Source organism: Bizionia sp. M204, assembly GCF_023205095.1.
Taxonomy (GTDB): Bacteria; Bacteroidota; Bacteroidia; order Flavobacteriales; family Flavobacteriaceae; genus Algorimicrobium; species Algorimicrobium hallyeonense.
Window position 1 is genome coordinate 2,050,972 of the sequence record NZ_CP046242.1, and the last position, 16,320, is coordinate 2,067,291.

Annotated in this window: 12 protein-coding genes; 5 read left to right on the plus strand and 7 right to left on the minus strand. The window is 36.6% G+C overall.

The annotated features are described in order from the left end of the window. Window positions 1–11: 11 nt before the first annotated feature. Window positions 12–827, minus strand: a complete 816-nt coding sequence (locus GMA17_RS09400) for a glucosaminidase domain-containing protein (RefSeq protein ID WP_248395369.1) — start codon at window positions 825–827, stop codon at window positions 12–14. Between the two features lie 2 nt (window positions 828–829). Continuing rightward, window positions 830–1,720, minus strand: a complete 891-nt coding sequence (locus GMA17_RS09405) for a 1-aminocyclopropane-1-carboxylate deaminase/D-cysteine desulfhydrase (RefSeq protein ID WP_248395370.1) — start codon at window positions 1,718–1,720, stop codon at window positions 830–832. 202 nt (window positions 1,721–1,922) lie between these two features. On the opposite strand from GMA17_RS09405, the gene GMA17_RS09410 reads away from it, so the two are divergent. From GMA17_RS09410 to GMA17_RS09430, 4 genes are all read left to right on the plus strand, one after another. Beyond that, window positions 1,923–7,163 carry a GEVED domain-containing protein gene (locus GMA17_RS09410; protein ID WP_248395371.1) on the plus strand — a complete coding sequence of 1,747 codons (5,241 nt, stop codon included), beginning with the start codon at window positions 1,923–1,925 and terminating at the stop codon, window positions 7,161–7,163. An 836-nt stretch (window positions 7,164–7,999) separates the two neighbouring features. Continuing rightward, entirely contained in the window at window positions 8,000–8,149 is a 150-nt protein-coding gene (locus GMA17_RS09420) for a DUF5522 domain-containing protein (RefSeq protein ID WP_170244085.1), read from the plus strand. A gap of 11 nt (window positions 8,150–8,160) precedes the next feature. Next, complete coding sequence (locus tag GMA17_RS09425) at window positions 8,161–10,155, plus strand: urocanate hydratase (RefSeq protein WP_248395374.1); 1,995 nt, start codon at window positions 8,161–8,163, stop codon at window positions 10,153–10,155. A 16-nt stretch (window positions 10,156–10,171) separates the two neighbouring features. Beyond that, on the plus strand, window positions 10,172–10,717 hold the full coding sequence (locus GMA17_RS09430) for a DUF4136 domain-containing protein (RefSeq protein ID WP_248395376.1): 546 nt from the start codon (window positions 10,172–10,174) through the stop codon (window positions 10,715–10,717). Window positions 10,718–10,771: 54 nt separating this feature from the next. Here the strand turns inward: GMA17_RS09430 and GMA17_RS09435 are convergent, their stop codons facing one another. Further along, the gene (locus tag GMA17_RS09435; RefSeq protein ID WP_248395378.1) at window positions 10,772–11,143 is read right to left on the minus strand and encodes a hypothetical protein; all 372 of its coding nucleotides are present in this window, start codon (window positions 11,141–11,143) and stop codon (window positions 10,772–10,774) included. 182 nt (window positions 11,144–11,325) lie between these two features. Between GMA17_RS09435 and GMA17_RS09440 the strand changes: the two genes are divergently transcribed. Then, window positions 11,326–11,517, plus strand: coding sequence for a cold-shock protein (locus GMA17_RS09440; RefSeq protein WP_007646460.1), 192 nt, complete (start codon window positions 11,326–11,328; stop codon window positions 11,515–11,517). 127 nt (window positions 11,518–11,644) lie between these two features. On the opposite strand, the gene GMA17_RS09445 is transcribed toward GMA17_RS09440, so the two are convergent. From GMA17_RS09445 to GMA17_RS09460, 4 genes are all read right to left on the minus strand, one after another. Continuing rightward, on the minus strand, window positions 11,645–11,896 hold the full coding sequence (locus tag GMA17_RS09445) for a hypothetical protein (RefSeq protein WP_248395380.1): 252 nt from the start codon (window positions 11,894–11,896) through the stop codon (window positions 11,645–11,647). 60 nt (window positions 11,897–11,956) lie between these two features. Then, window positions 11,957–14,041 (minus strand): thiamine pyrophosphate-dependent enzyme, encoded by a 2,085-nt coding sequence (locus GMA17_RS09450; RefSeq protein ID WP_248395382.1) that lies wholly within the window; start codon window positions 14,039–14,041, stop codon window positions 11,957–11,959. Between the two features lie 152 nt (window positions 14,042–14,193). Next, complete coding sequence (locus tag GMA17_RS09455; protein ID WP_371922360.1) at window positions 14,194–15,465, minus strand: dihydrolipoamide acetyltransferase family protein; 1,272 nt, start codon at window positions 15,463–15,465, stop codon at window positions 14,194–14,196. 150 nt (window positions 15,466–15,615) lie between these two features. Continuing rightward, a complete protein-coding gene (locus GMA17_RS09460; protein ID WP_248395386.1) occupies window positions 15,616–16,212 on the minus strand; it encodes a transferase hexapeptide repeat family protein in 597 nt (198 codons plus the stop codon). Window positions 16,213–16,320: the final 108 nt, after the last annotated feature.

Consider the following 16,320-nt stretch of genomic DNA (forward strand, 5'->3'; position numbering starts at 1 on the left):
AAATTTATACTTTAATTAGATTTTACCACTATTAAATCTCCAATATTTAAATTATTAGATGATAAATTATTGAGGCGTTTTAAATTTTCAACGGTTGTATTGTAGCGTTTTGAAAGTGAATAAAGGGTATCACCTTTAACCACTCGATGAGAAGATTCCATAGATGAACTAACTTCAGCAACTCGTGTTTTTTTTCCAGTAACTATTTCATCATATTTGTACAATTCATAACGCTCAATAAGACTAATTAATTTATCAGGGTACTTTCTATCCGTTGCATATCCTGCGGCTTTTAAACCTTTAGCCCAGCCTTCATAGTCGTCAATTTCCAATTCAAATAACTTGTAATAACGTTTACGTTCCTTCAAGAATAGTGAATGATCACGATAGGAATATTTGGCATCATTATACTTTCGGAAACATTCTTGATCGGCATCATCATCATGATAAATTCTAGCACCTGTCCATTCATGACATTTTATTCCAAAATGATTGTTAGCTTCAACTGCCAAACGACCGCGACCCGAACTGGATTCTAAAATCCCTTGAGCTAAAGTAATACTAGCTGGAATTTGGTATAAGCGCATTTCTTCTTGAGCAATATCACTATACAATGCAATATAATCATCAATAGGACTATTGCTTATTACCACCTTTTTTTTAACAGGATATTCTGATGGCGTTTCCACCGTTGGTTTTTTCACCTCTGGCGTTTTTACAACCCGCTCCGTTTTGGTTTTATTCTTGGATTTAGAAGCTGCTCGTTTTTTAGAACCACAACTAAAAACAATTAATGCCATACAAATTACTACTAGTACTCGCTTCATTTTCATTGAATTTTTATCATATTCTTCTTTTCTAAAATACGATTCATACCCTTAATTCCTTGTAGGCCTCCCGTATGAATCATTAGTATTTTAGCATCTTTAGGAAAATATCCTTTTTTTATCAAATCGCATACTCCAAAAGCCATTTTTCCTGTATAAATGGGGTCTAATGGTATATTAAATTGTTGCTTAAAATCATTAATAAAACTAATTAATTCCAAATTTATTTTAGCATAACCTCCAAAATGGTAATCCGAAATTAAATCCCAATTTTCCCGCTTTGCAAATTTACTAATATCTTTCCGTAAAAAATCACCTTTAAGGGCAGGAAAACCAAGAATTTTTTGATGTGCTTTTGCTGAATTTATTAATCCAGAAATAGTACCACCCGTTCCCACTGCAGACGTAATGAAATCGAATTCCGTATCCTGTTCCGTTAATATTTCTTCACAACCTTTTATAGCTAATTCATTTGTGCCACCTTCAGGTATGAAATAAAATTCGCCAAATTTATTCCTTAAATTCTCAATAAATGTTTCTGTTTCTTTTTCCCGATATGTGTCCCGTGAAACAAAATAAAATTGCATGCCTTGCGATTTTGCAAACCTTAAAGTTGGATTCTTCTGGATTTCTTTCGATAATTCTTCCCCTCGAATTACGCCTATAGTTTGAAACTTAAATCGATTTCCGGCCGCAGCAACTGCTGCAATATGGTTTGAATAAGCACCTCCAAAGGTTAAAAGTGTTTGAACATCTTGCTTTTTAGCTTCTAGAATATTGTATTTTAATTTACGATACTTGTTCCCTGATATAAATGGATCCACCAAATAGTCCGGTTTTACAAAAAGCTGATTATCAATACGAATATTTAAATTTTCAGAAATCTCGAACATTATATAAATTTTAATAAATATTTATGCTTTATAGTTTTTTAGTTTACTTTTTTTAGTATATTTCAAAATATTATAATGAATTATCAGCTTTTTAACATTTAAACGATAATTTCATGACTAATAACCCCAAAACCTACCGCACAACACCTATTTGATTTGGTGAAAATACAATTTGTATTTAATAAACCTCAAATAGTAGCTCATGATTAAAAAATTACTCCTGCTGACAGGTATCTTATATTTATCAGTTTTTACAGATATTTTTGCTCAAGCTCCAGGTAACACATGTGTTGCCGCTGTTAATCTTACTTTACCAACCGCAGGTAACAGCATTACAACAGGCCCACGGAACTTGAGCAGTTTTACAGATACCATAGATAATTTTAATTGTGAAAGCGGATTATATGGAGGAGGCCCTGATGGATTCTATAGTATAGTTGTTCCCGCAGGTGGTGGAGATTACACATTTGCATACACCACAGGAAATACGTATAAGTCATTTTCTATTCATACCGCATGCGCACCAACCACAGGAAATTGTGTTGGCGGCTTCGTTACAGGAACAAATACAACTGGCAGTGCTACATACACTTTAGCCGCAGGCACTTATTATTTGGTGGTTGATAATTGGCCTTCCCCTGCATATGCAGAATACACATTGGTGATTACGAGAAATGCACCGCCAACAAGCTATTGCACACCTTCATCAACTGCCAACGGTTACTATATAAATAACTTTTCTACTACTGGCGGTTTAACTAATATAACTCATAATGGCTCCGGTTTTTCAGCTGGTGGTTATGGTGATTTTACTGCTAGATCAGCTAGCCAAATTGCAGGTTCAAATATTAATTTTAGTGCTACCCATGTTGGAGGTACGTTTGAGACCAATATTTGGGTAGATTGGAATAGTGATTTTTCTTTCAACAATTCTAATGAAAACGTTTTTAACTCTCCGGGTTATCTAGCTACACAAACAGGCACTTTTACAGTGCCTGCTGCTACACCAGCCGGAACGTATCGAATGCGAGTACGATCAGATTGGTCCACATCAGATGTAAGCCCATGTGGGTTTGATGATAGAAGTGAGACTCATGATTATTTATTAATAATTGGTGTCCCTGTGGCTCCAGCTATAACTAGTTTAAGCAATAATGTAGGATGCACTGGAAGCTCTTTAACAATTACAGGCACAAATTTATCTGCTACATCTTCCGTAACTATTGGAGGAACTAATGCCACTGTTACGGCAAATACAGCAAACTCCATTACCGTTACTGTTGGAACCGGAACTACAGGAACCGTATCTGTTACCACACCTGGAGGCACTATAACAAGCGCTGCCACTTTTACAGTAAACCCTCTACCAGCAAACCCTGCAAACCCTACAAGCAACTCCCCACAATGCAACCCAACTGGCGTTACCATTACAAGAAGTGGAACTCCTACCGGAGGAATTACTTGGTTTTGGCAAACCACTGCCAACGGAACAAATACTACAAATAATTCAAATACACCATTAGTTGTTAATACTTCTGGCAGATACTATATTAGAGCACAAAACAACGCTACAGGTTGCTGGAGTTCTGGATCTGGAAGTGTGTTAGTTACTGTTAATAATGCAATAAATAGTCTGTCTGGAGCCACTAACCCAACAAATAATACAACTAACGTTTGTTATGCTGGTTTAGGAGCAATTAACAGTATAAATTGGTCTGCTGCCGCAGGTGCAACGGGTTATGACGTATATTTTGGCACGAATGCGACTCCACCTTTGGTTAGTTCAAATCAAATTCCAAGAACTTATAATACAGGAACTCTATTAGCGAATACGCAATATTATTGGCGTGTAGTTCCAATTGGACCTTGTGGTCCGACTACAAATACGCCAATAACTTGGAATTTCAGAACGAGCACTGTACCCTGTGTGTGCACACCTTCGCCCTCAAGCGTTGATGGACAAGGGATAACAAATGTGACGTTCAGCACAGTAAACAACACTACTGGAATTGAAGCAAATAATTATGGAAATTACACTTCGCAAGTTGGTACAGCTCTAGAAGGAAGCACTTTACCCATTAGTGTGACTTTTGGCACTACGCTAGATTATGATACCACTATCTGGGTAGATTGGAATGATGATTTAGACTTTACAGGTCCAGGTGAAGAAATGTTTGTTGGAGAATCTCCAGGCGGAAATCCTAATACAATAAATGCGTCGTTTTTAATTCCCGGAGGTACTACTGGAACGCACCTTATGCGTATTGGCGGGCGAGATTTTGGGCCAGTTACAGATCCTTGTTATTCTGGAAGCTATGGTAGTTTTGAAGATTACTCCCTAACAATTACTCCTTTAAACTGTACAGCAAACCCACAAGCTTTAACCGCAATTGTTACAACTACAACCACTACATCTTTAAGTTGGACAGCTCCAGTCCCTGCTCCTGCAAATGGATATGAATATATCGTATCAACAGATAATACGACAACAACACCTGCAGGAGACATTACTGGCACCACTTCAGGAACAACTATAAACTTAACTGGTTTAGCGATAGGAACTACTTATTATGTTTTTGTAAGAGGTATTTGTAACGCTGTAGATTTTGGTGCATGGTTCACCACAACTTTCAATACTGGCTGCACTGATATTGTAACAACACCAACCCTCTGTCCCACTGTAATAATTGATGAGCAAGGTAACAACCCTTTTAATGCAGATCCATTTATATCAGACCCAACTGTAAATTTAGATTGTAGCTTTCCTACTGTTACTTTACAAGCAAATTCGAACTTAAAAGAAACCACTAGCTACCTTGTAGAACAAATAACATACCCAAATCCAGCTCCTAATTACGATTTTCCAACCCTTGGAAATAGCAACAATCAATCTATTACGACTGATGATTACTGGGCTGATTCTAAAACTAATCTTGGATTTGATTTTTGTTTTTATGAAAACTCATACACTCAAACTTTAGTAAGTCCAAATGGAGCAATTACCTTCGATAGCAACATTGATGCAGGAGATTATGCTGGCTATAGTTTTAACAACAACCTACCTAGTACAGTAGGAGCTTTATTTGAACAAACTATTTATGGAGTCTATCATGATATCATCCCTACCTCTTTACCTGTAGGTGCTATTAAAAGCCGAACTATTGGCACTGCTCCTTGCAGACAATTTCAAGTATCTTGGAACGACATTCCTATGTTTGGTGATGCTAGCAGACTACATACCGCTATGATTGTATTACATGAAACCACAAACATTATCGAAGTATTTATAGAAGAGAAACGAATAGAAAACGGAAACAACTCTCCATGGAATGGCGGTAATGCCATTGTAGGAATTCAAGGAGATATTACACCTTTAGCTCCTAACAACCAATACGCGGTGGCTCCATGTAGAAATGGATTGGATACCAATTGGGAGGCAACTAACGAAGCTTGGCGTTTTACTCCAGACGGAGCCGCTATAGTACCATCAAACATTACTTGGTATCAAGGTTCGGTAGCACCCGGAAATGAAGTGACTGACAATGGAGATGGTACGGTAACTGTTAATACTCCTGACTCTTATTTTGCAGTTTCAAATTACATCACTTGTTCGGGTGCACTTGAATTAACAGACGAAATTATTGTAAACCAATCGAGTAAAACATGGATGGGATATATTGATAACAATTGGTATATAGACGGTAATTGGGAACCAAATGGTGTTCCAACAGCCACAGATTGTGTACTTATACCTGATACAACTGTTTCAAATATTGATTTCCCAATTGCTGATGAAAGCTATTTTACACCTCCTACTCCGCCTTCTCCAGCTTTTGCTTTAAATTTAACTGTTGCACCCACTGCCCGTTTGGAAGTCGCTTCTAATACAAAATTGGTTGTAACAGATTGGGTTCATCTGGATGGAACTATTGATATTAGAGACTCTGGTAGCTTAATACAAGTTACCGATGGAGCAGCCAATGTTAATAACAACTCTGGAAATGGCAATATAAATATGAGACGAACAGCAACTATTGCAAGCTCTTATGATTATATTTATTGGTCCTCACCCGTAGAAGGATTTGATGTAACCAATGTATCTCCCGGATCTTCATTAAGATATCAATGGATTCCAACCATTCCTGGGAATGGTGCTGGAAATTTCGGAAATTGGCAAGCAACAACGGAAACCATGCTAAACGGTAAAGGATATATTATTAGAAATGTGGCTGGAACGCCAACAGCTGGAACCCCTGAATTTTTAGGCAAACCTAACAATGGTGTCATTACAAAAGCTATAACAAGAGGCATTTATGATGGAATAGATTATACAGGTGGAGGAAACACAATAGCTACGAGGTTAGACGACAACTGGAATTTAGTTGGTAATCCGTATCCTTCTGCAATCTCTGCAAATGCTTTTCTAAATGCAAATGCAAATATACCGAGTCCAACAATTACCGGAACCGTATATTTATGGCGACATTTAGTTACGCCAAGCAATGCTGAAGATGATCCTTTTTATGATGGTTTTGTTTACAATTACAACCAAAATGATTACATAGCACATAATGGCACAGGCTCTAATCCTCCTGGTTTCGGAGGTGATATCGCCGCAGGACAAGCATTTTTTGTACTTATGGAACATGCAGCTCCAGTGAGTTCTAGCGTTATATTTAATAATACCATGCGAAGTGAAACGTTGAATAATAGCCAATTTTACAGAACAAATAATACTTCCGAAAACTTCATAGAAATTGAAAAACACCGCATCTGGCTAGATTTAATTGCACCAAACAATAGCGCAAATTCTATTTTGGTAGGCTATATAGAGAATGCTACCAATGATGTAGACAGGCTTTTTGACGGCTTTGAATTAAGTGAAACCAGTAACCGCTTCTATTCACTTATCAACACTGAAGAAATGTCCATTCAAGGGAGAACATTACCGTTTGTTGATTCTGATTTAGTGCCACTAGGTGTTGAAATAGCTTCAACTGGAAATTACTCTATTGCTTTAAATACGCTTGATGGTTTATTTTTAGAGACTGATCAAATCATTTTCATTGAAGATACTTACACAAACACAATCCATAACGTACGTATTTCACCATATAGTTTCAATACCGAAGCGGGTACGTTTAATGATCGTTTTATTTTACGTTACACTAATAATTCGTTGTCCGTTGATGAATATAACGCGAATTCTGGTTTAACTATCACAGCACCTAATAGTAGCTATATAAAAGTATCATCTAAAAACAGCAGCATTAAATCGGTTTTTGTTTATGATATGTTAGGTCGTGAATTGATTCAGAAACTAAATATTAATTCACAAGAAATAGTTTTTGACAATTTAAGCTTTTCTGATGGCGCTTACATTGTTAAAGCTACCACAACTAATAACATGTCACGTATTGAGAAGGTAATTTTGAAACGATAATTTTTAAATATAAGTAGTAAAATTCCCAAACGGCCTTGATTTTTTTAATTAAGGTCGTTTTTTATGACATAAACTGAAATCCTTATCATAAACCAAAAGCCCAAGGTTTCTAGTCATTATGATAAGTACCAAGAATAATAATATAAGCAAAATCCATATCAAAATATACGTTTCGAGAAACTCTACGCATCTTTGAATCTCTCTATAACAACCAATACCTCACCTATAGATACCCTATAGATACCCTATAGATACCCTATGGATACCCTATGGATACCCTATGAAAAACAGAATGGATAAAAAACAACCAAAAACAGGCAAACCTGTAACTAATTCCAACTAAAGCGGAATTTTTCGACTTAAAACAGAAAAAAAAGGAAATAAAGTAACAAAATAGGAAGCACTAAAAACAAACCCTTAATTTAAAGCAGCAGGTTTTATTATTAAAACACCCACATTTCAGATGATAACGTAGTTCGAAAAATTCCAAAACGGCCTTGATTTTAAATAATTAAGGTCGTTTTCATTTTCATAAGCCTCGCGCTCAAATGAAATATTTCTATAAGCAAGATGCCAAGATCTATATTGAAAGAAACGAAGTATAAACTCCAAAACATACAAAATAAAAAAAGGAAGAACTAACAATTCAATTTGTTGTCTGATATGGATCCGTTCATGATTTATCAAAACCACATCTTCTTTCAAAAGTCTATTCTTCAAAAAAATAAAAGGCCAAATAGTAAGTCCTAAATAACGTTTAGGGATAATATATTTTGAAACGACAATCATAATAAACAAGATTCAAAAATCAGTCCAATTTACATTATATTTGTAAAATGAAGAAAATCATACCGATTGAAGAAGGTGATTTCTACTGGACACCTGAAGGTTATCGCTGTTTTACAGAGCAGTATCACTTAAAACGTGGATACTGTTGTGAAAGCGGCTGCAGACATTGCCCTTATGGCTATAATAAGAAAAACTGAATACTGAATTTATGACATTTCAAGAACACATATTACAAGGCATTCCAAATTCATTACCCGAATCAAAACCATATGATTCGGAAATAAATCACGCACCAAAACGCAAAAATATCTTATCTGATGAGGAAAAAATATTAGCATTACGTAATGCATTGCGTTATTTTGATCCCAAACATCATGAAACTTTATTGCCGGAGTTTAAAAACGAATTAGAAACCTACGGTAGAATTTACATGTATCGCCTGCGTCCAGATTATAAAATGTATGCACGTCCTATGGACGAATATCCAGCAAAAACAAAGCAAGCTGCTGCTATTATGCTCATGATTCAGAACAATTTGGATTACGCGGTGGCGCAACATCCACATGAACTAATTACCTACGGTGGAAATGGTGGTGTTTTTTCCAATTGGGCACAATATTTATTAACCATGAAGTACCTTGCGGAAATGACTGAAGAACAAACATTGGTTATGTATTCTGGTCACCCTATGGGTTTATTTCCCTCTCATAAAGATGCACCACGTGTTGTGGCTACCAATGGCATGATGATTCCTAATTATTCTAAACCCGATGATTGGGAAAAATACAATGCACTTGGTGTAACCCAATATGGCCAAATGACTGCTGGAAGCTATATGTATATTGGCCCACAAGGCATTGTGCATGGAACAACCATAACAGTTTTAAATGGTTTCAGAAAAATAAAAAAATCACCAAAAGGAAATCTATTTGTAACATCTGGTTTAGGTGGCATGAGTGGCGCCCAACCAAAAGCTGGAAATATTGCTGGTTGTATTACAGTATGTGCAGAAGTGAATCCTAAAATAACGCAAGTGCGTTTAGATCAAGGTTGGATTGATGAAAAGATAACGGATTTAGACCAATTGGTATCACGAGTTGAACAAGCAAAACAGTATAAAGAAACGATTTCTATTGCCTATTTAGGAAACGTAGTAGATGTCTGGGAAAAATTTGATGAAGCCAATATTACCATTGATTTGGGTAGTGATCAAACATCATTACACAACCCTTGGGCTGGCGGCTACTACCCAGTAGGCTTGAGTTTTGAGGAGTCAAACATCCTGATGGCTAACAACCCTAATTTATTTAAAGAAAAAGTTCAAGAAACCCTCCGACGTCATGCCAAAGCTATTAATAAACACACAGCAAAAGGCACGTATTTCTTTGATTACGGAAATGCATTTTTATTAGAAGCCTCTCGGGCTGGAGCAGATGTTATGGCAAAAAAACCAACTCATGGGCGCGAGTTTAAATATCCAAGTTACGTACAAGATATTATGGGCCCTATGTGCTTTGATTACGGTTTTGGCCCATTCCGCTGGGTATGTGCTTCAGGAAAACCCGAAGATCTAGCAAAAACAGATGCTATAGCTTGCCAAGTTTTAGAGGAGATCAAGAGAAACTCACCTGAAGAAATTCAGCAACAAATGGCGGATAATATTCAATGGATAAAAGGTGCACAAGAAAATAAATTAGTAGTCGGCTCACAGGCTAGAATACTATATGCCGATGCCGAAGGGCGAATGAAAATTGCAAAAGCCTTTAATAATGCCATTGCAAAAGGTGAGATTGGCCAAATTATTCTTGGTCGCGATCATCACGATGTATCCGGAACAGATTCACCTTACCGAGAAACTAGTAATATTTACGACGGATCGCGCTACACAGCTGATATGGCCATTCAAAATGTAATTGGTGATAGCTTCCGTGGTGCCACTTGGGTAAGTATTCATAATGGTGGTGGCGTTGGTTGGGGCGAAGTTATAAATGGTGGGTTTGGTATGGTTCTTGATGGTAGTAATGATGCTGATAGACGTTTAAAATCAATGTTATTCTGGGATGTAAACAATGGTATTTCTAGAAGGAGTTGGGCAAGAAATGATGAAGCCATTTTTGCTATTAAACGCGCCATGAAAGCCGAACCAAATTTAAAGGTTACGCTACCAAATTTGGTTAATGATAAATTATTTAACGCAATTTAACCTTAAAACTTACACCATGAAAAAAACAATCATTACATCCATTTTGGCCATGATAATTATGGCTACAGTAACATCTTGTAGTTCTGTACAAGTAGTTGCAGATTACGACAAGCAGGTGAATTTTGACTCGTATAAAACGTTTGCATTCTATAAACCTGGAATTGATAAAGCTGAAATTAATGATTTAGATAAACGCCGAATACTACGTGCTATTGAAAACGAATTAGTAGCAAAAGGATTTACGAAATCAGAGAACCCTGATTTGCTTGTTAGTATTATAGCTTCATCTCGTGAAAAAATAGATATCTATAACAACTATTATGCTGGTTATGGTGCGGGTTGGGGATGGAATCCTTATTACTACGGGAATTACAATAACGTTTCAACTTCCACAGAAGGGTCTTTATATATAGACTTAATTGATGCTAAAAAGAAAGAACTTGTGTGGCAAGGCCAAGGCGTTGGCTATTTAAATGGTTCCAAAATGGAACAAAAGGAAGAACGCATTAATGAGTTTGTATCCAAAATCATGGCTGTATATCCGCCACAAGTCAAAAAATAATGGTATAAAAAAAGCGACTTTACAGTCGCTTTTTTTTTAATATAGTTATTGCTTTTACTTTTTGCTTTCTAAAGAGTTTTGGTATAATTTAAATTGGCTTGGCGTCAAAATTCTTTTTAGCCCTTCCTCTACTCTCATATCAAGAGTTTTCATACCTTCCTGTCTAAATTTATCAGATATTTCTCGCTTACGAAGCTCTCCCATATTTTGTTCCGCATCAACTAAAACCTTAAAAACATCGCCTTGTTGATCTCCTGTTAACGTTACTAACTGGTGTAAATCGTGTGTTTTCTGTTTTGCAATAGCCTCAGCACTTTGCTGCCTGTCAGATGATTGAGCAGCAGAGAATTGCATCCCAACAAAAAACAATGCAATAAAACTAAATAGTGAAATGTATTTTTTCATAATAAGTAATTTTTTTTTCATGATTAATAAGGGTTCAATATACAAAATATATCAATATATTATATACAATAAATTGAAATTTCACCCACCACATGTATAACTTAAAAAGCACCTAAAGGCATTAATTGAAAATATTCAGCAAAAAGGCTTTGGATACCAATTTATTAAGCTACCTTTGCCACTTAATTAAATAAATTATTATTATGAGTACTGGTACAGTAAAATTTTTTAATGACTCTAAAGGATTTGGATTCATCACAGAAGAAGGAAACAACAAAGAGCATTTCGTGCACATTTCTGGCTTAATCGACGAAGTAAGAGAAGGCGACCAAGTTGAATTCGATTTAACAGAAGGTAAAAAAGGATTAAACGCGATTAACGTAAAAGTTATCTAATTATATACTTTTAAAACTTTATAAAAGAGCCTATCAAACGATAGGCTCTTTTTATTTACAAGCTATTTACAAAAAAATCCAATATTAAATTAATATTGGATTTTTCTATTCGTATTATTTCGTACTATTAAGAATCGGTATCGTCTTCCTTAATTTTTATTTTCGTATCGCCGTCATCACCTTCTTTAATTTTAACCTTTTTATCTTCGGTTTCCATTTTGATTTTGGTGTCATTAGCGCGATCTTTTACCTTAATGTCTGCATCTTTATCTTGCATTTCTTCAATTAACTCTTCTTTCTGTGTTTTATCTTCTCGACAAGATGTTATTGATACGACCATTGCTAATGCCATAAATGACATAAAAATTACTTTTTTCATAATATTAAATTTTAGTGTTATTCAAATCTAATAATGAACGCCACCATAATTTAACTCGAATCAATAATTTAATAACTCATTTATCTTGACCTTAACTTTTTTGGTTGACGGAATCATCGTTTCTTCTAGAACCGAATTTAAGGGAATTGCCGGCATATTTTCACTGCCAATGGTCATAACTGGTGCATCCAAAAACTTGAAACATTCTTCTTGAATTTTTCCAGACAAGGCTCTAGCAAAACTATTGTTGCTAGGTTCTTCCGTAACCACTAAACATTTCCCTGTTTTCTTAACCGATTTCATAATGGTTTCTTCATCCAAAGGAAATAAGGTTCGTAGATCAATTACTTCTATTTGATCTTTCATTCCTAATTCTTCTGACGCATTCATTGCCCAATGAACACCCATTCCATACGTAACAATGGTTAGCGTTTCTATATTTTCTTGTTTCCAAATTTCTTGTAATATCCATGCTTTTCCAAAAGGTAACACATAATCTTCACTTGGCTCTACCGATGTTGCGCCTTGCGTTCCTGGTACTTTAGACCAATACAAGCCTTTATGCTCTAAAATTACAACTGGATTTGGATCATAATAAGCCGCCTTCATCAAACCTTTTAAGTCGGCACCATTACTTGGATAGGCTATTTTAATACCACGAATATTTGTAATTACACTTTCAACAGAAGATGAATGATAAGGGCCGCCACTGCCATAAGCTCCAATTGGCACACGTAAAATCATACTTACAGGCCATTTTCCGTTACTCAAATAGCAACTTCTACTAACTTCTGTAAATAACTGGTTTAGGCCAGGCCAAATATAATCGGCAAATTGAACCTCTACAATTGGTTTTAAACCAACAGCGCTCATTCCTACAGTAGAGCCAACAATAAAGGCTTCTTGAATGGCTGTATTAAATACGCGGTCATCACCAAATTTTTGAGCAAGCGTTGCTGCTTCTCTAAAAACTCCACCTAACCTACCACCAACATCTTGACCATAAAGCAGGCATTCCTTATGTTTTTTCATTAATTCTTCAACGGCAAACAAGGCACAATCTACCATGACCACTTTATCTGCACCTTTTGGTGAACGTTCTCCTACTTCTTCAGTAATGGGTATTGGAGCAAAATCATTTGTAAACAAATCTTCAGGTTTTGGTTCTTCTGCCAGAAGCGCTTTTTCAAAATCGGATTGTACGGTTGCTTTAACAGTATCCTCAATAGCTTGGATATCCGCTTCAGAAAAACCACCATCTAACATTTGTTGTTTTAAAACGGGATACGGATCACGCGATTTGGCTTCTTCCAAATCATCCCGATACCACTCCATTCTAACACCTGACGTGTGATGATTTAACAATGGTACTTTGGCATGCACTAAAAATGGGCGACGCTCCGCTCGCATGGTTTTAATAACGGTTTCCAAGGCTTCATAACTTTCCGTAAAATCAGCACCATCAATAGTAATGGCTTCTAAACCGTGAAATCCTTTGGCATATTCAAACGCATTTTGCGCTCTTGTTTCGGCCGCATTCGCAGAAATATCCCATCCATTATCTTGGACTAAAAACAAAATGGGTATTTGTTTTAAGCCTGCCATTTGGAAAGCTTCGGCAATTTCACCTTCTGTAACAGATGCATCACCTAATGAACAAACAGTTATTGGATTTTTTTGAGATGCCTCACTAGCCTTCTGAATAACATTAGCATTTGTTAACCCTTGTTGCTCTATATATTTCATACCCATTGCAGCACCTGTTGCTGGAATAGCCTGCATACCAGTTGCAGAGGATTGATGTGGGATTTTAGGCTTATCAGCATCCTTTAAACTCGGATGTGCATAATAGGTGCGGCCCCCAGAAAATGGATCATCTTTTTTAGCTAGTAATTGCAACATTAAATCATAAGGTTTCAGACCAAAAGACAAAAGCATGGCATCATCCCTATAGTATGGGAATGCATAATCTTGCGGCAATAACTGCATGCCTATTGCGGTTTGAATGGCCTCATGTCCTCGGGAGGTTGCATGCACATATTTTGATACTTGCTTGAAATTAGCTTCATACAGTTCTGCCATGGCTTTGGCTGTACATAAATTTATGAATCCTTTTTTTAATATGTCTTTGTCTAAAATACTCATATTTAACTTTTTTTTGGGCGTTACCCGAAAGGGTCGGGCTTTTCGCTATATCTTTTTTGCGAAAAACAAAAAAGGATGCCGCTTCAATCCCTAACGCGAAATATTACTAAACACCTCAACATTTTTTAAAACGTTTAAGATCTTTTTAATTATTAAATTTTTCTATCCACATCAAATTGCTCAAAATAATCGGCAACACGACGCACAAAACTACCGCCTAAAAAGCCATCAACCACACGATGGTCAAATGACAACGACAAATACATCATACTACGAATAGCAATTTCATCACCTTTTTCTGTTTCAATGACTTCGGCGCGTTTTTTAATAATTCCTAATGCTAAAATAGCAACTTCAGGTTGGTTTATAATTGGGGTTCCCATAACACTACCAAAAGTTCCAACGTTGGAAATAGTAAACGTACTTCCTTTTATATCATCACCGCCTAATTTATTTTCTCTAGCTTTAATAGCTAATTCATTTACGTTTTCCGCAATAGTTTTTAAATCTTTAGAATCCGCATTTTTTACGACAGGAACAATTAAATTCCCACTCGGCAAGGCCGTTGCCATTCCGATATTAATATTTTCTTTGACAATAATGTTATTGCCATCTACAGAAGCATTGATATTTGGATAATCCTTAACAGCTTTAGCAACCGCTTCCACAAACAAAGGTGTGAATGTTAAGCGCTCACCATATTTTTCCTGAAAGGCTTTTTTATTCGCATTTCGCCAGTTAACCATATTCGTCATATCAGCCTCTACATAAGCGGTAACGTGTGGTGCGGTATGCTTTGAATACACCATATGATCAGCTATCATTTGGCGCATTCTGTCCATTTCAATGACTTTCCCTTTGCCTTTATCAAAGGTCAATTGGGGAATTCTATAAGCCGTAGGATCTTGTGCTACGGCTTGCGAAAATTGATACGGACGACCGTCTTCTATATAATTAAACACATCACTTTTGCGCAATCTGCCTTGATGACCGGTTGCAGGAATTCTGGCTAGTTCCTCAAAACTAATATGTTGTTCTTTAGCTATTTTAATAACTAAAGGGGAAAAAAATGTATTTGCGTTTGTATTTGAAAATGCTGCTGGAGCTGAAACCGATGGAATTGGTTTTGGTTTATTATCTTTTTTCTGCTTTTGGGCGTCTTGGCTAGCGCTCTGACTGACAGAATCGGCTTTTGGTTTTACATTTCGTTCTTCTGAAACCTCTAAAATGGCAATAACCGCTCCTACCGGAACAACATCTTTGGCTTGAAACAGCGTTTCTACCAAAGTTCCAGATGCAGGTGCTGGTACCTCATTGTCCACTTTATCTGTGGCGACTTCTAGAATAATATCGCCTTCTTCAAAGGTGTCGCCAATGTTTATTAACCAGTTGATGATGGTTCCTTCTGTTATACTTTCGCCCATTTTGGGCATTTTTAAATCAAACTTGGACATTATTTGTTCTAATTTTAATTTATTCAACCAGCGTTAGCGATTGAACGGTTTGTTTGAGCTCTCGCGACCTTTTTGTCGTGAAGCGAGTAGTGAAAGCGCGACCCTTGTGGTAACGCCCAATTATTTCTTCATAAAATCGCGTAGTGTTTTATACACATCTTCTTGAACTTTCATGTTTTCAGGTACTTCGCGAAGTGCCTCTACCTCTTCTAAACTTTCATGACAGTCGGCTGGTAATTGTTGATACAATTGAGTGCCTTTAGTTTTCCAAGCAATCATGTCATCTGATACGGCTTTAATCACTTTTGCTGGATTTCCAACCACTAAACTCCGGTTTGGAATTTTAGTTTCCGCTCTAACGAATGCCATAGCTCCTACGATACTTTCATCTCCAATTTCGGCATCGTCCATAATAACAGCATTCATACCTATTAAGCAATTACGCCCCAAATTAGCACCATGAATGATGGCACCGTGCCCCACATGAGCACTTTCTTTTAAGGTGATGGATTTACCTGGAAACATATGAACAGTACAGTTTTCTTGAACATTTACGCCATCTTCCAAAATAATTTGTCCCCAATCACCACGAATGGCAGCGCCAGGTCCAATGTAACAGTTTTTTCCAATGATAACATTTCCAGTTACGGCAGCTAGTGGGTGCACGAAACTGGATTCGTGAACCACTGGTGTATAACCTTTGAATTTGTATATCATAATAAGCCCCTTTTAATTTCCACAAAGGGGAAAAACTGTTGTGTTTTCAATATGGTGTTTTTACTCATTTTTTCTAGCGTCATCTGCTCCTTCCCTTTGGGAAGATTA